This window comes from Pseudophaeobacter arcticus DSM 23566 (genome assembly GCF_000473205.1).
Taxonomy (GTDB): Bacteria; Pseudomonadota; Alphaproteobacteria; order Rhodobacterales; family Rhodobacteraceae; genus Pseudophaeobacter; species Pseudophaeobacter arcticus.
Map to the genome: position 1 here is coordinate 1,419,149 of NZ_KI421507.1, position 16,601 is coordinate 1,435,749.

A 16,601-nucleotide genomic window follows, 5' to 3' on the forward strand; every position below is an offset into this window, starting at 1 on the left:
GATTGGTTATGGGAGCACGCTTCAAGTTCCAGTCGAAAAATCTGAACTTTCCTCCCCTTTAGACTCTGTTTCCGCTACTGTTTTCTTACCCCTATTTACAAAGGCGAACTGGCTTGAATCAGGACCACACGTGCCCAGAGAATATTTACGGAGTTGACCGGTGGGGCAAAGGCCTGATCACCATTTCGTCAGATGGTGAGATCGCTCTTTGCAATCCAGCCCATAAGGCGGCAGCTCCAATCAGCCTGCCTGGCATCCTGAGCGATCTGGAGCAGCGTGGCATCGCCACACCGCTCTTGCTGCGTATTAGCTCATTTTTGGAAAACGAAATCCGCCACATCAACCAGAGTTTTTCTAGCGCAATCCAGCGGGTTGGGTACAAAGCACCCTATCGCGGTGTTTTTCCTATCAAGGTGAACCAGCAAGCGCAGGTTATTGACCGTATCGTCGAATTTGGAAGCAAATATGACTTTGGGCTTGAGGCAGGATCAAAACCCGAGCTGGTGATCGCCCTGGCACATCGCCTGTCCAAAGACGCTCTGATCGTTTGCAACGGTGTCAAAGACGCCGAATTCATTCGCTTGGCGATCCTGTCACGGCGGCTTGGCTTTAATACCATCATTGTGCTGGAAAGCCCCAAAGAGGCCGAGACCGTTATCCAGGTCACCCGTGAACTTGGCATTGAGCCGCTTTTGGGGGTCAGGGTGAAACTGACCAACCAAATCGGCGGCAAATGGCAGGAGAGCTCAGGCGATCGGTCGGCCTTTGGCATGAACACCGATCAGCTGCTGCGCGTTGTGGACCGGCTAAAGGACGTGGGCCTGCTTCATTGCTTGAAACTGCAACACTCCCATTTGGGCAGTCAGGTGCCGGATGTGAATGATGTCCGCCGCGCCACTGCGGAGGCCTGTCGTTATTTCATCGAGCTGACCGGCGAAGGCGTGCCGCTGACCCACCTTGATCTGGGCGGTGGTTTGGGGATCGACTATACCGGCGAGAAACGGGCCGCAGAAAACTCGATCAACTATTCCATCGAGGAATATGCCGCCAATGTGGTGGAAACCGTGGCCTACGCCATGGACGAAGCCGAGATTAAGCATCCGGTTCTGGTCACGGAAAGTGGCCGCGCCGTGGTTGCCACCTCGTCGATGCTGATTTTCGATGTGCTGGAAACCACGCTGTATGACGCCCCGGACGCCCCGGAAGTCCAGCCGGAGGATCATCACCTGGTGACCGATCTGGCCGCAATCCGCGGCTATCTGGTGGCTGGCCGGGTGCAGGAGTGCTGGAACGATGCTACGTTTTATCGCGATGAGCTGCGCGGGTTGTTCCGCCGCGGCATGGTTGATCTGCGTCAGATGGCGCGGGCAGAGCGCATCTATTTGTCCCTCGTAGCCCAAATCAAAGTGCTTGTCGCGGCTTCAGACGAAGTGAACGAACTGGGTGAAAAGCTGAAAGAGGTTGCAGATGTCTATCACTGCAATTTTTCGCTGTTCCAATCCCTGCCTGATGTCTGGGCCATTGATCAGCTCCATCCGATTGTTCCGCTGCAAATGCTGAACCAGAAACCGGACCGTCGCGCGGTGTTGTCTGACATAACCTGTGATAGCGACGGTAAGGTGGACCGCTTTATTCTGGCCGATGGCATTTCGCCCTCTCTGCCCGTGCATTCCTTGGAACCGGATCAACGCTATTATATTGGGGTTTTCTTTGTCGGAGCCTATCAGGAAACCCTGGGCGATTTGCATAATCTGTTTGGCGACACAAATGTTGTCACAGTCGATCTGCGGCCGGATGGCGGTTTTGACCTGTTGCACGAACAGGAAGGCGACACGATCGCCGAGGTCCTGTCCTATGTTGAATTCGACCCGGCTGACTGCGTGGCGGCCTTTCGCAAAATGGTTGACGAAGCAATTTCAAACGGGTCGGTAAAGGTAAGCGAACGCAAGATATTGATCGGGGCCTATCGGGACTCGATCAACGGCTATACCTACTATGAATAACCCCGGGAAGGAGAAAACCACCATGGGTAAGACACTTGTTGTTGGTGCCGGCGGCGTGAGCCACGCCTCGGTCCATAAGATGGCGATGAACGCCGATATTTTCACCGAAATTACATTGGCCAGTCGCACCAAATCCAAATGTGATGCGATCGCGACCAGTGTGAAGGAACGCACCGGGGTTGATATCAAGACGGCTGCGCTGGACGCCTATGACGTTGCTGCCACGGTTGCCCTGATCCGCGAAACCGGTGCCGAGATTCTGGTGAACCTTGCCTTGCCCTATCAGGACCTTGTGCTGATGGATGCCTGCCTTGAGGCCGGATGTCACTACATAGATACAGCAAACTACGAACCCGAGGACGTGGCCAAATTCGAATACCACTGGCAATGGGCCTATCAGGACAAGTTCAAAGAGGCGGGGCTGACCGCCATCTTGGGGTCCGGCTTTGATCCGGGTGTGACCAGCGTTTTTGCCACCTGGTTGCGGAAACATAAGTTGGACACCATTCGCCAGATTGATATTTTGGATGCCAACGGTGGGTCTAACGATCAGGAATTTGCCACCAACTTCAATCCCGAAATCAACCTGCGTGAAGTTCTGGCAGAGGCTCGTCATTGGGAAAACGGTGCATGGCACGGCACCCCGGCGATGACCCACAAAGTCGAATTCGACTTCCCTGCCATTGGGTCCAAGAACATGTACCTGATGTATCACGAAGAGCTGGAAAGCCTGTCGACCCATTTCCCGGAAATCGAACGGGCCCGGTTCTGGATGACCTTTGGCGATGCCTACATCATGCATGCCAAAGTGCTGGAGAATGTCGGTATGACCCGGATTGACCCGGTGATGCACGATGGTCAGGAAATCATCCCGATCCAATTCCTGAAGACCCTGCTTCCCGATCCCGGTGACCTGGGCCCGGAAACCAAGGGCAAGGCCTGTATCGGCGATATCGCGACGGGGCAGGCCAAAGATGGGTCTGGCGAAAAGACATTCTACATCTACAACATCTGCGACCATGAGGAGTGCTATGCCGAAGTTGGCAGCCAGGCCGTCAGCTATACCACCGGTGTGCCTGCGATGATTGGTGCTGCTCAGGTGCTGAAAGGCAACTGGACCAATCCCGGCGTCTGGAACATGGAGCAGTTGGACCCCGATGACTTCATGGACATGCTGAATGTCCACGGGCTGCCCTGGCAGGTCCACGAACTGGATGGGCCTGTCGACTTTTAACAGTCGCGTGCCCCCCTTTGGCCCGGCAGCAATGCCGGGCCTTATCTTCGTTCCAAGGATGGATAATGCAATGTCCGACATGATGGCCACCCAGGCAGGGGATGCAGGGGCTTTCCACGATTTTGACCTGTCCCGCGTTCCAACGCCGTCTTTCGTCGTGGATGAAATAGCCATCGCGCAGAACCTGATGGTCTTGGCCGATGTTGCAGACCGGTCCGGGGCGCATATTCTGGCAGCGCTCAAGGCGTTTTCAATGTTCGCTCTGGCGCCAATGGTGCGGCAATACCTGCGTGGCACCTGTGCCAGCGGCTTGTATGAAGCACGGCTTGCACGGGAAGAATACGGTGGTGAAGTGGCCACCTTCTGCGCTGGGTACAAGGATAGCGAAATAGATGAAATCATCTCGCTGTCCGACCATATGATCTTTAACAGCCCCGCGCAAAAAGACCGTTTCCTGGCCAAATGTCAGGCGGCTGGAAAGCAGGTCGGGCTCCGTATCAATCCGGAACACTCCGAAGGCGAAATTGCCAAATATGACCCCTGTGCGCCTTGTTCGCGGCTGGGCACCCCTATCAGCCAGCTGACCTCAGAGGTGATAAACGGGGTGGACGGGTTGCACATGCATACCCTTTGTGAACAAGGGTTTGCCCCTCTCGAACGGACCTGGGTCGCGATCGAGCCCAAGCTCAAGCCGTATCTCAGCCAGCTGAAATGGTTGAATTTTGGGGGCGGCCACCACATTACCCGTGATGATTATGACCGCGACGCTTTGGTGAATTTCATCCAGGATATCCGCAGCAGATATGATGTCGATGTCTACCTGGAACCGGGCGAGGCCGTTGCGCTGGATGCGGGGATTCTGATCGGCGAGGTGCTGGACCTGCCGCAAAACGGTATGGACCTAGCCATCACCGATATTTCAGCCACCTGTCATATGCCGGATGTGATCGAAGCCCCTTACCGACCCGCGATGATGGGGGAGACCGACACGGGCCATATCTACCGCTTTGGGGGACCCTCCTGTCTTGCCGGGGATGTCATCGGCGACTACGGCGTGGCGCGACCGCTAAACGTCGGCGACCGTTTTGCCTTTCTGGATCAGGCACATTATTCGATGGTCAAAACGAACACCTTCAACGGCGTTGCCTTGCCGACCATTGTTCTGTGGAATAGCCAGACGGATGATCTAAGGATTGTGAAACAATTCGGATATGACGATTTCAAGGACAGACTGTCATGAAGGGAACGCTATGAACATCTTTCTGGATAGCGAATTAACGGCCGGTGAGCGTAGCGAAACCTCCCACTTTCGGGTCATTCCCGTGCCTTTGGAACGCACTGTGTCCTATGGTGCTGGCACCGCATTGGGGCCGCAGGCAATCATCGACGCCTCCAACGAGCTGGAGCGCTTGTGTCAGGGGATAGAGCCCTGTGCCAAAGGCATCTTCACCGAACCAGCGCTTGATTGTGACGGGCCTCTCGCCGAGGTGATGGAGCGTCTGGCCCAGCGTACCGAAGCCTGTGTGCGTGCAGGTCAACTGCCGGTCACCCTCGGCGGGGAACACTCCCTAAGCTATGGCGCCGTGACGGGGGTCGCCAGAGCGCTGAACCAACCGGTTGGCATCGTGCAAATTGATGCACATGCTGATTTACGCGTCGCCTACCAGGGGGAAAAACACTCTCATGCCTCCGTCATGCATCTGCTGGTCAATGAGGGCCACAGCTTGGCCCAATTTGGTGTGCGTGCCCTTTGCACACAAGAGGCCGAAAGCCGCGCTGCAAACGGGGTCTTTCATGTGGATGCGGAAGAGCTGGTCACCGGTAATCTCCATGCGATCGACCTGCCCACAGATTTCCCGGAACTTGTCTACGTCAGTTTCGACGTGGATGGTCTGGATCCCTCACAGATGCCTGCCACCGGCACACCGGTTCCCGGAGGCCTGGGCTACTATCAGGCGCTACACCTTGTGGAACACGCCTTAAAGGGCCGGCGCTGCGTGGGGGTGGATGTTGTTGAACTTGCCCCCGATGGCAATGCGGCCTGGGACTTTACCGCAGCGCAGATCGTATATCGCTTAATGGCTGGCTGCCTTGGAAATACGGGGGCATGACCACAGGGTATTATGCCTAGCTGTTCTCACCTTCGTTTGTTCTCGTCGGCCCGTGCCTGAATTGCAGGTCTCCCCAGGGGATGTGCGCAGCTGGACCTATAGCAAACATCCTGCGCGCCAAGGGGGCTAGAGAGCCGAGCCAATGTCTGCGCCTGGTGTCTGCGGCTTCAGCTATTTGCGAATGCAGCTAGCGCGCTGACAGTGCTTCAGCGAAAGGCGGGACCATGCGCCCAGACAGTCATGGAGTGACGGACCCCATGTTTGACCGGGGTGACTTGATGCAGCCAAAAACTGGGGAAAACGCTGGCACATCCTTGGACACGACTGGCGGCAAGAACCTGCGCGCCAGGCATGATTTCTAGGTCACCGCCCTCGTAGGTGCTGGGTTTGCTCAGTTGCAATACCAGGGTAAGTTTGCGTTTTCCCGCTGCGGGACCATCGCCAATATCTGAATGCCACGAAAAATGGCCGCTGTCAGTGGCCTTGTATGTCGCCACCTGAGGGCTTTCCGCAAATTCCCGCAGATCAAAATCGAACTTAACATTGGCCCTGCGCACGAGCTCAATAAGGCGCTCCATGACCCAGCCCATACCCGCAACCTCATCTATCCAAACCAACTTGGCTTTGCGAAGGTTGTGGTTCTGGTTTTGACCAACCAGTAAGGCATCACTGGCTGGCGACCTGGCCAGCGCAGCAATAATTTGTTCGCATTCTCCGACGCTAAACGCATCTGGAATCGTATGGACTGCCATCATTGTATGAACCTTTTCGAGCATTCGACTAAGCGTCCCGAAAAGCGCCGCTTTGCATTGCGCGGCCCACAAGAAGGGTCATCTTGGACAGAGATCAAGCGAGAGCCGCAGCGCCTGCGCCGGGGGGAGTGCCCCCTGTGACATGCAGGTGAGAACCACTTGAGGTTTACATCAGTTAGGTTTTCCGGGGGCCTGAAACTGCGCCAGAACCATTTGCTTGATTTTTGTAGAAGAGGTTCGCGGATTGTAGCGAACTTGGGCGATCTCTTTCCCCATTTCTTTCAAATAGGCATTCACATCAAGGTTGTGGGGGTTGCTGCCCCAATCCTCCCCGATCACAAAGATATCCGCGTTCACAGCTTTGCAGCCCGAAACATACTCCAGCTCGTGGTAGGGGCGGACAATGTCGACACAGCTTAAAGCCTGCAACATCTCCACGCGCTGCTCCAACGGGACAACCGGAATATTTGGTTTGTAAAGATTGACGACCTCATCTGAAGCAACGCCAACAGCAAGAACCTTGCCCAGTGATTTGCAATGGTTCAACAGAGCAAGGTGGCCGACATGAAGTAAGTCAAAAGTTCCAACTGTATAAACGATCATTCTTCGCTTTATCCTTTTACCTACCCATAAACAGTGATACCCAGCGGCATCTGAATGCACGCCGACGTGATATTTCTTCAGTAGTTTCAAACAATTAAATAGATAAACCTCCAGACCTTCAGATGTCTGGAGTCGGCTCGTGTTTTGAAAACTACACGTTTCAAAGGCACACAGAATGGGAAGCAGAGATTGCCTGTCAACATTGACTAGGGTCCTGTCCCTTAACTTAAAGGACCTGCTATGACAACCAAAAACGCTGTGACCGGCGCGCTGCCGACAAGACCGATCCTTTCATATATCAAGGATCTTCCCAATATCTGCTCTCTGGCGGGCCTGGGCTGCACGCTGCTAGCGATCTATTTCTTGATCGTGGGGGTTTATCCTGCCGCAATGATTGGCATGATCTGGGCTGTTGCATTTGATTGGGCGGATGGGCTCATCGCGCGCCGAATGGCAGGACGAACAGGCGCGGATCGAAAATTTGGCGGCCAACTTGATCTACTCATTGATATCGTAAGTTATGGCGTCACGCCCGCCATTTTGATTTTGAGCTATGCAAATTTCAGCGCAAGCTTTTTACCCGTCGTTTTCACAATGCTGGTTTTTGGCGCCATACGGTTGAGCTATTTTAGTACTTTTGGGCTGTCGGGTGACTCTAAATACACAGGCTTAGCTATTGATAATAATAGTATTATTCTCGTTTTTGTTTTCATGTTTGCAGGGTATTTTGAACGCCCGGTATTTGCCATTGTTCTTGCTGCCAGTGGTCTTTGCCTCGCGGTCTTGAATGTCTCGCAGATAAAGACTCCAAAGCTCTCGGGAAATCCTGTCAACGTCGCCCTTCTTGCGCTTTATACGCTGGCCGTCTCCTGTATCTATGGTTGGAAGTTAATGTGAATTTGACCTGGAATAGAAGGGGCCTGTTCCGCGCGCGGCGTTTGTCTTCCTTCCGGACCAGGCCGGTCGCAATCGGAGCCTTTCTGATCTCAGCGACGGACAGCGTTCACTCATCTACATTGCTCTGACGGCAGCGATGTTGGGAACAGATCAGAGCGCGCTCGCGCTTGGCCACGGGTGACAGCGGAGTTGAGCGCGCCGTCTGTTGTTTCACCAAGGAAAGCCTACGTGTCACACGTCACGTTAAACGCAATTATGCTGCGAGCTGCTCTTTTCGCAATGCCATTGCTTCCTTACACACTTGGGGTCCGACAGCAAATGCGCGCTCGATCATGCGGTTTTCACCGATGGGATCACATATACAATGAGCCGCTCTGGCAACGGCTGTGACACTTCCGCATGCAGTTCTTCGACACGAGCCAAAAGCGGCGAAAGATCGAAGCCGTAAAGGCCCCATGACTCGACAGGTGTCGTGGGTGAGAAGTTTGGGGTCCGCGTGGCTTGCCGATCCGATACTCCCCACCTCCCAAAGGCGGGTAAACTTCTCATCAGATGATGTCGTTCATTGGTCAGTGATGGTCATTCCCGCTCTGGCAGTTTGAGCATGTGCTGCGCAACGCCGATCCATTCACGAATGAGATTCTCGCGTTTTATCGCGTCTTTCCGCAGGATCGTGGTCAGGGTCAGGCCACGAATGAACTCAGTGCTGAGCTCGGCGACACGCGTCATCCGCGGATTGGCTGCAAGTGGCGAGAACAGTTTTTGCACAACACGATCCCGGCTTTCCCGCGCGCGTCTTTCCGCAACGCGCAGAGAGTCTCGAAGTGCGCCATCCGTGCGCGCCACGGCCCAGAGTTCAAGTTCGGTGGCAAAAGAAGGATGTGCAAATGCGTTGGCGAGCGTCCGGATGATCCGCTCCACCGGGTCAGGCATGTCAGACAGTGCCTTGGCTTCTTCCCACACCGCCGCTTCGTTCATCTGGACAAGCCGGGCAACGGTCGCCGACAGCAGCTCGGCATGCGTCGGGAAATGGTGAAGCAAAGCGCCTCTGCTTACACCTGCGCGCTTCTGCACTTCCAATGTCGTCGTGCGCGCCACGCCCTCATCGACAAGGACCTGAACGGCGGCTTCGAGCAACTTTTCATGTGTTGCAGCGTGTTTCTGCGCGCGGGTCATGGGAGTGTCGGGTTTTGCAGGGGATGGTCTGGAGGCCATGCGTGGTCCTAACTTGGGCTTGGTGGCCGCGGCAGGCGCGGCATGGGCTGCGCGGAAGACCATCGTATATGGTTTTCCATTTTCGTGATCATGTCGGGATCGCCCGCCCACCGGATAGGCGATCCACGGTTCTGAGCCGTCCAGTTTATGTTTCCTGATCTGCCAGCCATCGGGACCGCGCGGTCGTATCGAAGACCGTCATGTCGGCTTCTGATCGCGTTTGCGACGCTGTGATCGCGCGAGGCTGCGGGCAGGCATTTCCTTCCACCCATCCCGGTGGCAATTCCGCTCGCATATTCAGCAATGTGGGGCGGCATGACATTGCGCACTTGATCTCGTAGCCGCAGCTGACCGCTGGTCAGTCGGAAAGCCATCTCGACACTCTTTCTTTGTTGGTCCCCTTGGGGGCAGTACACTCGGGCGTTCTGGCTTAGCTCTGTTTGCCCGACGCCCGTTCCATGTCTCGGATCATGCGTCTTGCTTCATCGCCCTCTGGAATGGGCCGTCCGCTGTCGCGCCATTCGATCGCTGCCTTGAAGCCTTCGCTCTGGGCGTATCTTCTGAACCACAGCCCTTCGGGATTGTGGCGGGTTATCCCGTCAAAAACCGTGGCGCTCATTTGTGCTTGCTCAAGGCCCTGCGCCAGCATCACCTGATTGACGACAATTTTATGCATTGCGAGGTGTCCCCGAGGCACGCCAGCGATGCGCTTGGCCAGCCTCATCGTCTCGCTTTCCAGCTCCTCGACAGGGCAGCTCAGATTTGCAAGCCCCCAGTCTGCGGCCTGAGTTCCGGTGATCATGTTGCCGGTAAACATCATCTGTTTTGCGCGTGCCGGCCCCAGACGGAAGGTCCACATTGCGGTCGTGGGGCAGCCCCAGACCCGTGTGGGCATGTAACCGATCCGCGCGTCATCAGCCATGACGAGCAAATCGCAGCACAGCGCGATATCGCTGCCACCCGCCACAGCTGCACCATGAACCTTCGCAATAGTCGGCTTGGTGCAACGCCATAAGCTCATGAAGTTTTCCGTGTTTCTTTTCATGGCCCGATAATCGACCATCGGGTCCCAAGGATCACTTTCCTGCTGGCAGGGGTGCTCGATATCACTTTCGGCGTAGTCCACGAGATCATATCCGCCGCAGAACCCCTTACCGGCACCCTCAAGGACGATGACATGGACCTCGTCGTTGTCCTCGGCCCATTCGACAGCAGTGCGCAGCTCCCCCGGCAGATCGTCGTTGATGGCGTTAAATCGCTCTGGCCGGTTCAAGACGAGGCGCGCGATGCTTGGCGTATCGGCGTCCTGCGAAATTGTGAGCGTGCTGAAGTCTGGCATTGTTTGATCTCCTCTTCCTTATGCCTCCGTATACTGGATCTGTGCTTCACAGTCAAAGCTGACTGTGAAAAACTTGGGCGGCACATAATTCAGATTGACCTGAGCCTGCCTGCGCCCCCTTTATGGAGGGCCGGTTGGGCACCGTGAGTGGATTGGCGGGCGTTCCTGCGGATCCATAATCCGCCACGCTGCACCAGCCGCAGGGAAATTGCTTGGACTATCCGACAATCCCAACATGTCCCAATGAGCGTCTGCGCGATTGGCAGAGCCATGATCTATGGTTTTTCCTAAAAACTAGAAATCGAGCCGCCATACTCATCCGTGATTTTTGCTGATGACTACCGACTGTCTCCAGAGCTGACAAACTGTGCGGATGCCAAACTTGCATGGAGATCGCATCACGCGACTTGCGGATTTTCAGGCTTCTTACGACCGCAATCCTCTTGCGTGTGAAATGATCCTAAAGTGGCTCGATATCGCTAGACGACAAATGCCTCGTAGCCGCGAAATCTGAAACTAGATCTCTTTCATTCACGGTTCCCAAAGCGTCAAGTGAGGGCGTGCCGACATGGTGCTGAGGGATGGTACTCCGTGCAGATCCAATGCGCAGAACACCAGTGAAAACAGAGTGGTACAACAATCTGGCAAGCCATCGTCGTTCGCTAGCGAGTTAAATCGTTCGCCCGTGGAAAAATGACACTGCGTTGTGTTAGCACGCGATCCTCAACCAACCAAAATATACACTTTTGATTGGTTGAGGCATTACAGCTTGCTGTCAGCCTTATGACTCGACAGTTCTTTGGTTCGTTGTAATTAGAACGGGATCTCGTCGTCGTCGATGTTGTGCGAGGGGCCGCTGCTGCCGCCACCAAAGCCGCCACCCTGCTGCGCACCGCTGTCGTAGCCACCGCCACCGCCATAACCGCTGTCCTGGCCGCCGCCGTAGCTGGCGCCGCCACCGCCGCCTGCGCCACCACCTTCGCCACGCCCGTCGAGCATTGTCAGTGTCGAGCCAAAGCCCTGCAACACCACTTCGGTGGAATAGCGGTCATTGCCGCTTTGATCCTGCCATTTGCGGGTTTGCAGCTGACCCTCGATATAGACTTTGGAGCCTTTGCGCAGGTATTGCTCGGCGACGCGGACAAGGCCCTCGTTGAAGATCGCAACCGAATGCCATTCGGTACGCTCGCGGCGCTCACCAGTGTTGCGATCTTTCCAGTTTTCCGAGGTTGCAATGCGCAGATTGCAGACTTTGCCACCGTTCTGAAACGACCGCACTTCCGGGTCGCGCCCCAGGTTACCGATGAGGATGACTTTGTTGACTGAGCCGGCCATAGGGGTCCGTCCTTATTCTTTTCTTAGGTTGTGTTACGCGCGGGAGAGGGGGCTTGCCGAATCCCAACCGCTGGGTTGCAGCTACAGTATAGACCTGGGCGCGGCTAGGAAAGCTCTCCTCTGGCCGCATTGCTCTTGGACATTTGAGGAGAGGGTAGGGGGGCTCTGTTACGGGTGGTTTTGGGTGAATTTGCCCCTGCATTTTGTCCCGTGTGAACCTGTTTGCTTTCATTTGATGAAAATCCGGCTATAATCCGGCCTGAACTCAGCAGGGCAACAAGATGATAAGCGGGATGCGGTCACTGACATTTGGGGTTTTTAGTGCCGGTCTTGGCCTTGGTTTCACCTGTGCCACACTGGCGCAGGCGGATATGTTCAGCACCAAAAGCAGGCGTGATCTTTTTTCTGCCCATACCCGCATTCTGGATACACGGGCGGCGCAGCAATACGAGGATTCGGCACGCCTGCGCCCGGATACTGTCCCGTCGGTCTCGTCTATCAGCCCGCGCTACACCGGTAATTATCGTGGTGAATACCTGGCCATGGCGCGACAAGCTGCGCGCAAACACGGGGTGCCTGAGGATCTATTCCTGCGCCTGGTGCAACAAGAGAGCAACTGGAATCCTAACGCAGAATCCCACAAGGGTGCGTTGGGGCTGGCGCAGTTGATGCCGGCCACGGCGCGTCGCTTGGGGGTGGATCCTTCCATTCCAAAACAAAACCTCGAAGGCGGCGCCCGCTACCTGTCCAAACAGTTCAGGAAATTCGGATCCTGGCGCCTGGCGCTGGCGGCGTATAATGCCGGGCCGCAAGCGGTTCAAAAATACGGTGGGGTGCCCCCCTATAAGGAAACTCAAAACTACGTGGCCAAAATCTGGGGCAGCTGATCTAGGGGCTTTTGTCTTTGAGCGTTCGGCAAGTAGCTGTTTGTAATACATAAATTTTGGAACTTCAGGGGGGCTTTGCAACGCAGCTCGCTTCTGGGACTGGCTTTGGCGCGCGTGACTCAGAGCAAAAGGTCACCGGTGGAAGGGGATGTTAAAGAGTTGATAATTTTACTTAATGCCTTGTTAACTTCCCCGGTTTGCCATTAATCAGCCGTATTATTTTATGACGTTGCCTGTGATTTCAGGAGGAATTCAAGTGACCAGCAGAAGCTTTGACGACCGGCTCGAACGCATTCAATGGGTACCCGGAGCGGTCCCGTCACAAGACGTGATTGATAGCGTCCTGGGGGGGCAGCGTGGCCTGGCAAAGGCCCGCAGCGTTGGGGCTACTCTGTTGGGAGCTATCCTGGGCATTTGTATCGGCTTTGGCCTCAAGGGAATGACGCTTGTTGGCTCTCCCTGGGGGCCGGATACTGGTCTGGTGGGGGTGATTGGGGGCGGCTTGTCTCTTTCTGGCCTCGCGGTTTCGGTAACTCTGGCGATCTATGCTGCGCTGCGCAGCCGTAGACATCCCTGGCTGATGCAATTTGCCTCAATGAACCTTCTGATGATCGTGGTCCTGCTGCTCAGTTGACCACAAATACCTTTGTGTAGCACTGCAATTTCATCTGCTGTGGGAGTGGGATGAGATACTTGATTTTTTTAATCAGGAATTGCGCTACATCAAAGTTTTCATTATGGGTTCCGGAGAATACAGGCACAACCGCTATTCCCGGAGCCCATGATGCAGCGACCTAACCCGATCCGATTGACACTCTCCAGCCTTTGCGCTTTGGCCGTTTTCACCTCTGTGGGGGCCGTGCAGGCAGAGACCCTGGCGCGGGACCGTCTGCTGGAACAACTGGGTGAGGCGCTGTTTCACGACGGAAACCTGTCGCTGAATCGCAGTCAGTCCTGCGCCAGCTGCCATGACCCGGAGCGGGGGTTCAGTGATGCCCGTCGCTCTGCCGATGGGGCGTTTTCCCTTGGCGATGACGGTAGATCATTGGGCAACCGCAATGCGCCAACCGCGTCATATGCCGCCTTCATTCCCCCCTTTCACCAGAATGAGGATGGCAAATGGATCGGCGGTCTGTTCTGGGATGGGCGTGCAGCCGATCTGGAAGAACAGGCCGGTGGCCCGCCATTGAACCCAGTCGAGATGGGGCTGCCAGACAAGGCGGTTTTGGTGCAGCGCCTGCGCGAAAACCCGGCCTACGCAGAGCAATTTTCCACGCTTTTCACTCCGACGGTTCTGCAGCAAGATGAGACTGGTTTTACCGCCATGACCCAGGCGATTGCGGCCTTTGAACGCCGCGATGAATTTGCCCCCTTTAGCAGTAAGTATGACCGCTACCTGGCTGGAAAGGCCGCGTTTTCAAAGGAAGAGGAGCTGGGGCGCACGCTGTTCTTCTCAGACCAGTTTACCAATTGTAATCAATGCCATCAGCTGCGGGGCAGCCCAATAGGCGCGCAAGAGACCTTTACCGATTACAGCTATCACAACATCGGCGTGCCACGTAATCCTGCGGGTATCCAAGAGGCGGGCATGGCCGTGGATTTTGTCGATGATGGCCTCTTGGCCAATCCACAGGTGACTGATCCAGGCCAGCGCGGAAAGTTCCGCACGCCAACCCTGCGCAATGTCGCTGTGACTGGCCCCTATATGCACAACGGGGTGTTTCAGGATCTGCGCACGGTGGTGCTGTTCTACAATCGCTACAACAGCAAGGCAGAGGCCGCGCAAATGAACCCCGAAACCGGCCAACCCTGGGGCGAGGCTCCGGTGCCTGGGACACTGTCCGTCAAGGAGCTCACCCACGGGCCGGCTTTGGATGCACAGCGAGTGGACGCGCTGGTGGCTTTCTTAAAAACCCTGACGGATCAGCGCTACGAAGACCTTCTGGACGCCGCGGAATAAGATCACAGGCGTTCATCACAGGCCTCCATCACAGGAGCCCATTGCTGGCGGCCCGCACCCGTCTTTGGGCGGGGCCACCCGAGGAATCATTCCGCGGCCAGCTTGATGACCGGCTGCATCCGTTCCAGCACCTCATCGCTCAGGTGGCATTTGATCTGGTGCCCCGCCTGCAGAACGCGGGTGGGCGGTACCTCTCTATCACAAAGCCCACCCGGCACCTCGCCTTTCCAGCGGCATCGCGTTTGAAATGGGCAGCCCGAGGGCGGATCCATCGCCGAAGGAATATCGCCCTCCAGGACGATATGTTGCTTTTGGATTGATGTATCGGCAATCGGCACCGCACTGAGCAGGGCTTCGGTATAGGGGTGGTAGGGCGGCGAAAAGACCTGATCGGTATCGCCCAGCTCCACCACATGGCCCAGATACATCACCATCACCCGATCACTGAGATAGCGCACGATGGACAGATCGTGGCTGATAAACAGCAGGGTGGTTTTTTCGGTGCGCTGGATCTCCATCAAAAGGTCTGTCACGGCGGCCTGAACCGAAACATCCAGTGCCGATACCGGCTCATCCGCCACCACAATCCGCGCCCCGCCCGAAAAGGCCCGCGCAATGCCCACCCGCTGCTTCTGCCCGCCCGAAAGCTGGCGTGGCATCCGATCCGCAAAGGCCCGTGGCAGTTTGACCAGATCCAGAAGTTCAAGCATGCGCTGTCGGCGCTCCAGGTCGCTGTCACCTATGTCAAACACCTCCAGTGCCCGGATGATCTGGCGCCCCACAGTCATGGATGGGTTGAGCGTGTCAAATGGGTTTTGGAACACCATCTGTACATCCGAGATGGTTCTGGTGTCACGGTCCTCAATAGGGGTTTGTTCAATGTTTTGACCATCCAGCAGGATTTCACCCTCGGTGGCGGTCTCCAGCCCCATCAACACCTTGGCAAAGGTGGACTTGCCACAGCCGGATTCCCCAACAATGGCGAGCGTTTCAGACTCCCTCGCCTCAAAGCTCAGGGTTTCATTGGCTTTGACCACCCTTTTGGCCCCCCCACCAAACAGCGCATTGGCTGCCACCTCATAATATTTCTTGAGATTGTCGATCTTGAGAACAACCGCGCCGGGTTTGGTCTTTTCCTTCTGCGCCGCAACGGCAATGGGCGCGTTCCAGTCGATCTCCTGGTGGCGCAGACAGCGGGTGGCATGGCGGTCGTTCCCCGTCACATCTGCCATATCGATCTGTCCGACATCGCAGCGGCCCGCTTCAAAGTAGTCGCACCTGGGGCCAAAATTGCAGCCTGTCGGCCGCTCATGCGGCAGCGGAAAGTTGCCGGGGATCGCCACCAGCGGATGGGCGTTCTTGTCGGCACCAGGCAGCGGGATTGAGCGGAACAGGGCCTGAGTATAGGGGTGCTGCATCTCATCAAACACCTCCGCGATCGAGCCCCGCTCGACCGCCTCGCCCGAATACATCACGCAAAGTCGGTCACAGGTCTCCAGGATCAACCCCAGGTTATGGCTGATGAACAGCATCGAGGTGCCGTATTTCTTACCCAGCTCCTTGACCAGCTCGACCACGGCGGCTTCAACCGTCACATCCAACGCAGTCGTCGGCTCATCCAGGATCAGCAGCGCCGGTTTTGACATCAAGGCCATGGCAATGACAATACGCTGCTGTTGCCCCCCAGACAGCTGATGCGGATAAGAGTTCAGCATTCGCTCCGGATCGGGCAAGCGGACATCCGTGACAACCTCCAGCGCACGTTCATAGGCTTGGCTTTCACTGATGCCCTCATGGATCATGGGCACTTCCATCAGTTGGCGCCCAATTTTCATCGCCGGGTTGAGGCTGGCCATAGGTTCCTGATAGATCATTGCAATCTCATTGCCGCGGATATCCCGCAACTCCTCGGCACTCATCTGCGCCAGATCGCGGCCCTTGAACTTGATCGAGCCGCCAACAATGCGGCCGTTCTTGCCCAGATCCTGCATCACCCCCAGCGCCACGGTGGATTTGCCACAGCCGGATTCGCCAACCAGCCCCACCGCTTCACCGGGGTGTACCGAGACAGAAAAATCCATCACCGCAGGGATTTCCCGCAACCGGGTAAAAAAGGAAATCGACAGCTTGTCGATCTCAAGCACCGGCCCATCAGTCTCTGACAGTTTGTTCATCATCGTGTCTCCCTGCTGAGCCCAAAAGGATTACCCTTTCATTTGGCCTCAAATATCCCGGGGGTCCGGGGGCTGGCCCCCGGCGCTGCCA

Annotated in this window: 14 protein-coding genes; 8 read left to right on the top strand and 6 right to left on the bottom strand. The window is 56.1% G+C overall.

What is annotated here, in order from left to right; translation table 11 throughout:
* Positions 1-113 precede the first annotated feature (113 nt).
* The 4 genes from speA to speB all read left to right on the top strand — a co-directional run bounded on the left by speA (position 114) and on the right by speB (position 5,348).
* Positions 114-2,003: a biosynthetic arginine decarboxylase gene (gene speA / locus ARCT_RS0110800; RefSeq protein ID WP_027240082.1), complete on the top strand. Its 1,890-nt coding sequence runs from the start codon at positions 114-116 to the stop codon at positions 2,001-2,003.
* A gap of 22 nt (positions 2,004-2,025) precedes the next feature.
* Positions 2,026-3,237 (top strand): saccharopine dehydrogenase family protein, encoded by a 1,212-nt coding sequence (locus ARCT_RS0110805; protein WP_027240083.1) that lies wholly within the window; start codon positions 2,026-2,028, stop codon positions 3,235-3,237.
* A gap of 70 nt (positions 3,238-3,307) precedes the next feature.
* Positions 3,308-4,477, top strand: a complete 1,170-nt coding sequence (nspC, locus tag ARCT_RS0110810) for a carboxynorspermidine decarboxylase (RefSeq protein WP_027240084.1) — start codon at positions 3,308-3,310, stop codon at positions 4,475-4,477.
* A 10-nt stretch (positions 4,478-4,487) separates the two neighbouring features.
* Positions 4,488-5,348, top strand: coding sequence for an agmatinase (speB, locus tag ARCT_RS0110815; protein WP_027240085.1), 861 nt, complete (start codon positions 4,488-4,490; stop codon positions 5,346-5,348).
* 206 nt (positions 5,349-5,554) lie between these two features.
* Here speB and ARCT_RS0110820 read toward each other — a convergent pair whose 3' ends face one another.
* Both ARCT_RS0110820 and ARCT_RS0110825 read right to left on the bottom strand, forming a co-directional pair.
* Complete coding sequence (locus tag ARCT_RS0110820) at positions 5,555-6,103, bottom strand: 2OG-Fe(II) oxygenase (protein WP_027240086.1); 549 nt, start codon at positions 6,101-6,103, stop codon at positions 5,555-5,557.
* 168 nt (positions 6,104-6,271) lie between these two features.
* On the bottom strand, positions 6,272-6,703 hold the full coding sequence (locus ARCT_RS0110825; protein ID WP_027240087.1) for an adenylyltransferase/cytidyltransferase family protein: 432 nt from the start codon (positions 6,701-6,703) through the stop codon (positions 6,272-6,274).
* A 240-nt stretch (positions 6,704-6,943) separates the two neighbouring features.
* Between ARCT_RS0110825 and ARCT_RS0110830 the strand changes: the two genes are divergently transcribed.
* Positions 6,944-7,600 carry a CDP-alcohol phosphatidyltransferase family protein gene (locus ARCT_RS0110830; RefSeq protein WP_027240088.1) on the top strand — a complete coding sequence of 219 codons (657 nt, stop codon included), beginning with the start codon at positions 6,944-6,946 and terminating at the stop codon, positions 7,598-7,600.
* Between the two features lie 579 nt (positions 7,601-8,179).
* Here ARCT_RS0110830 and ARCT_RS0110835 read toward each other — a convergent pair.
* From ARCT_RS0110835 to ssb, 3 genes are all read right to left on the bottom strand, one after another.
* On the bottom strand, positions 8,180-8,776 hold the full coding sequence (locus ARCT_RS0110835; RefSeq protein ID WP_027240089.1) for a TetR/AcrR family transcriptional regulator: 597 nt from the start codon (positions 8,774-8,776) through the stop codon (positions 8,180-8,182).
* A gap of 469 nt (positions 8,777-9,245) precedes the next feature.
* Positions 9,246-10,154, bottom strand: coding sequence for a crotonase/enoyl-CoA hydratase family protein (locus ARCT_RS0110840; protein ID WP_027240090.1), 909 nt, complete (start codon positions 10,152-10,154; stop codon positions 9,246-9,248).
* A gap of 813 nt (positions 10,155-10,967) precedes the next feature.
* Positions 10,968-11,489, bottom strand: a complete 522-nt coding sequence (gene ssb / locus ARCT_RS0110845) for a single-stranded DNA-binding protein (RefSeq protein ID WP_027240091.1) — start codon at positions 11,487-11,489, stop codon at positions 10,968-10,970.
* 293 nt (positions 11,490-11,782) lie between these two features.
* Here ssb and ARCT_RS0110850 point away from each other — a divergent pair, with 293 nt between their 5' ends.
* The 3 genes from ARCT_RS0110850 (at position 11,783) to ARCT_RS0110860 (ending at position 14,336) form a co-directional block, all read left to right on the top strand.
* Positions 11,783-12,376: a lytic transglycosylase domain-containing protein gene (locus ARCT_RS0110850; RefSeq protein WP_027240092.1), complete on the top strand. Its 594-nt coding sequence runs from the start codon at positions 11,783-11,785 to the stop codon at positions 12,374-12,376.
* Positions 12,377-12,632: 256 nt separating this feature from the next.
* Positions 12,633-13,010, top strand: coding sequence for a hypothetical protein (locus ARCT_RS0110855; protein WP_027240093.1), 378 nt, complete (start codon positions 12,633-12,635; stop codon positions 13,008-13,010).
* A 147-nt stretch (positions 13,011-13,157) separates the two neighbouring features.
* Positions 13,158-14,336 carry a cytochrome-c peroxidase gene (locus tag ARCT_RS0110860; RefSeq protein ID WP_027240094.1) on the top strand — a complete coding sequence of 393 codons (1,179 nt, stop codon included), beginning with the start codon at positions 13,158-13,160 and terminating at the stop codon, positions 14,334-14,336.
* Positions 14,337-14,422: 86 nt separating this feature from the next.
* Here ARCT_RS0110860 and ARCT_RS0110865 read toward each other — a convergent pair whose 3' ends face one another.
* Positions 14,423-16,510, bottom strand: coding sequence for a dipeptide ABC transporter ATP-binding protein (locus ARCT_RS0110865; protein WP_027240095.1), 2,088 nt, complete (start codon positions 16,508-16,510; stop codon positions 14,423-14,425).
* Positions 16,511-16,601: the final 91 nt, after the last annotated feature.

Bases quoted from the DNA above. Each gene is read 5' to 3' on its own strand.
- ARCT_RS0110805 (WP_027240083.1), top strand. From the start codon at position 2,026: ATGGGTAAGACACTTGTTGTTGGTGCCGGCGGCGTGAGCCACGCCTCG.
- nspC (WP_027240084.1), top strand. From the start codon at position 3,308: ATGTCCGACATGATGGCCACCCAGGCAGGGGATGCAGGGGCTTTCCAC.
- speB (WP_027240085.1), top strand. From the start codon at position 4,488: ATGAACATCTTTCTGGATAGCGAATTAACGGCCGGTGAGCGTAGCGAA.
- ARCT_RS0110820 (WP_027240086.1), bottom strand. From the start codon at position 6,103: ATGATGGCAGTCCATACGATTCCAGATGCGTTTAGCGTCGGAGAATGC.
- ARCT_RS0110825 (WP_027240087.1), bottom strand. From the start codon at position 6,703: ATGATCGTTTATACAGTTGGAACTTTTGACTTACTTCATGTCGGCCAC.
- ARCT_RS0110830 (WP_027240088.1), top strand. From the start codon at position 6,944: ATGACAACCAAAAACGCTGTGACCGGCGCGCTGCCGACAAGACCGATC.
- ARCT_RS0110835 (WP_027240089.1), bottom strand. From the start codon at position 8,776: ATGACCCGCGCGCAGAAACACGCTGCAACACATGAAAAGTTGCTCGAA.
- ARCT_RS0110840 (WP_027240090.1), bottom strand. From the start codon at position 10,154: ATGCCAGACTTCAGCACGCTCACAATTTCGCAGGACGCCGATACGCCA.
- ssb (WP_027240091.1), bottom strand. From the start codon at position 11,489: ATGGCCGGCTCAGTCAACAAAGTCATCCTCATCGGTAACCTGGGGCGC.
- ARCT_RS0110850 (WP_027240092.1), top strand. From the start codon at position 11,783: ATGCGGTCACTGACATTTGGGGTTTTTAGTGCCGGTCTTGGCCTTGGT.
- ARCT_RS0110860 (WP_027240094.1), top strand. From the start codon at position 13,158: ATGATGCAGCGACCTAACCCGATCCGATTGACACTCTCCAGCCTTTGC.
- ARCT_RS0110865 (WP_027240095.1), bottom strand. From the start codon at position 16,510: ATGAACAAACTGTCAGAGACTGATGGGCCGGTGCTTGAGATCGACAAG.